The following is a 2578-nucleotide window of genomic DNA, read 5'->3' on the forward strand; positions in this document are numbered from 1 at the left end:
CCCCCGCCGATCAGTCACAGATGGCCGTCCGCCGCCGCCGGCTCAGAAGATGAGCTTGCGGAGGGTCAGGCGCGCGGTGCGGCCCACGGGGTCGAGCAGGTCCGGCTGGTAGGTGATGGGCACGGCGCCGCTGGCGGTGCGCACGTCCTGACGCGCGTCGAACAGGTTGTCGATGGACAGGGTCAGCCGGGTTCCGCGCATCCATCGATGCTCCCGCGCCCAGGGCTGCATGCCCAGGTCCGCAAAAAGGCGCAGATCCACCTTGGTGAAGTCGGAGAAGCGCAGGTCGCCGTCGGCGCCCTGGCCCTCGATGCGCGTGGCGCTCTGCCAGCTGGTGTTCAGCGCCGCCCCCAGGCCGCCACGGGAATAGTTGGCCTGCAGGTCAAGCTGGTGGCGCGAGGAGCCGCCGCCGGAGCCGAGGGCCGCCCCGTCGAGCAGGTCCAGGCGCGGCAGGCCCGGCGCGATCTGCACATCATCGCGGAAGGCCACCGTGTGATAAAGGCCGATCTGGAAGACGCCGCTGCGCGGGCCGCCGCCAAAGCCGCCGAAACCGCCCCTGCCGCCGCCCATGCCGCCACCGGGTCCTCGGCCGCCGCCGGGGGGACCGGCGAAGCCGCCGGATGCGCCCGGCGGAGGCCCAGACGGCGGTCCCTCCCCCTCGGGAGGCCGCTCAGGCGCCCCCTGGCCCCGCGCCTGTGCAGTCGAACCTTCGCCCTGGCCGGTCGCCGTCCCGCTGGCGGCCCCGTCCCGGGCGCGGGCGGCCTCGAAGCTGCGCCGCATGGCCGACATCTGTTCGGGCGTCGGGCTCTGGCCCACCTGCCGGGAATAGGTCAGCCCCCAGCGCAGCTCGTCCCGGGCCTGCAGCGCGAAGTTCACGGGACGCGCATCCAGCCCGATCAGCACGCCGTCGGCGTCGCGGGTGAACCGATCGGGAAAGGCCGCCTCCACCTGGGTCGAGGCCGAAGGGAAGGCCACGATGGCGTCATGGGTTCGGCTGGAGGTGTAGTTGGCCTGCAGATTCAGGTTGATGTCGGTGAAGGGCTTTAAGGTCACCCCCAGCTTGAAGACGTCCCGGCGCCCGGCGTCGAGGCCTGCGACGCCGCCGGTGATGCGGGTGACTTCGGCGCTCTCGCCGCGGGCCAGATCGAACACCCGCACGCCGGTGGTGGCGGTGAGCGGATCGCCGAGCTGGCTCATGGTGGGGGCCTCCTCGCTGCGGCTGAAGGCGCCGAGCACGCGAATCTTGCTCGTGGGCGCCCAGTTGAGCCCGTAGCCGAAGGTTTCCAGCGCCCCGAAATCGGAGACGTGCTCCACGCCCAGATTCAGATTGGCCGACAGGCGGCCGATGTGCTCGCTCAGGCCCTGGCCGCTGCGGGTCAGGGGCACGTCGAAATTGCCGCGAATCTGGCCGGTGGTGCGCGACAGGTCATTGGCCTGATCGACGCCCAACCGCGTGGCCTCGCTCTCCAGCTCGGTCACAGAGGCCCGCGCCGTGAGCGCCGTGCTGACTTGGCCTGCCGGCAGGGTCCAGAGGCTGCGGTTCTGGACCAGGTCCAACTGGGCCGAGGTCGTCAGGGTGCGCGTGCGGTCGGTGAAGTCGAGGCCGGCGGAATCCCGGTCGGTGCGGGTGCGGGTCAGGTTCCGCTCCACCTCGCCCGTATAGGACCATTGCCAGCCGGCGAGCGCGCCGGCCGCAGAGGCGGCCAGGCGACCGTTCTGGCTTTCGGTCAAGCGAAGCTGAGCCTCCGGCGCGAAGGGGGAAAGCCCCAGGCGCGCCTCGCGCTCGCTGGCCTCGAAGAGACCGTTCACCGAAACCGAGACGCCCGAGTCCAGAGGCTTGGCGAAGACGGCGTTGAGGGCCACGTCCCAGGACTCAGGCTGCAGGGAGCGGAACTCGCCCTCCCCGCCCGCGATATCCCGGTCGCTTTCGAGAATGGCCGAGGTCTGGTTGGCCCGGGCGTCCAGGGTCAGGCGCCGGCCGTTCAGAATATCGAGGCGGGCGCCGTGCGCGCCGAGCGTCTCACCGCCTCCCGACTGTGTGGGGGTGGTGGCCACGGCCTCGGCCAGGGTGGCGCGGAATCTAGGCCTCAGCACCATATTCACCACCTTCTGGGTGGCGGGATATCCGTACTTCAGGGCCACCTCCTCCGGCAGGATCTCCACCCGGGCGATGGCTTCGGTGGGCAGGTCGCGAATTTCGGAGAAGCCCGACACCCGACCGCCATTGATCAGCACCACCGGGCGCCCGGAGCCCTGGCCGCTGCCGGTCTGGGGGCTGAGCGCCTGCAGCAGTTCGCTGACGCTGGCCGCGCCATAGGCCCGGATTTCCCGGGGCGACAGGGTGATCTCCGGGGTGATGTCGCCGATCACCGATCCCGGCGGGGCGCGAGATGCGCTGACCACCAGTTCGGACACCTCGGTCTCCTCGAAGTCATAGGGATCGTCGCCCACCTGCGCCCAGGCGGGCGCGCCCAGGCAGGCGGCGGCGCCGGTCAGCAGGACGAGTTTGAGGGAACGGGAGGCGAGAACGGGGAGGAGAAGACGCAAAACAAAGTGTCCTGGTGCTGGGATCCGCGCC

General features: G+C 70.9%; 1 protein-coding gene. It reads right to left on the bottom strand.

Going from position 1 to position 2578, the window contains the following annotated elements:
* Positions 1-42 precede the first annotated feature (42 nt).
* Positions 43-2547 carry a hypothetical protein gene (locus tag V7D28_RS14805; protein WP_333588149.1) on the bottom strand — a complete coding sequence of 835 codons (2505 nt, stop codon included), beginning with the start codon at positions 2545-2547 and terminating at the stop codon, positions 43-45.
* Positions 2548-2578: the final 31 nt, after the last annotated feature.

The organism is Phenylobacterium sp. (assembly GCF_036723115.1).
In the GTDB taxonomy this organism is placed as follows: Bacteria; Pseudomonadota; Alphaproteobacteria; order Caulobacterales; family Caulobacteraceae; genus Phenylobacterium.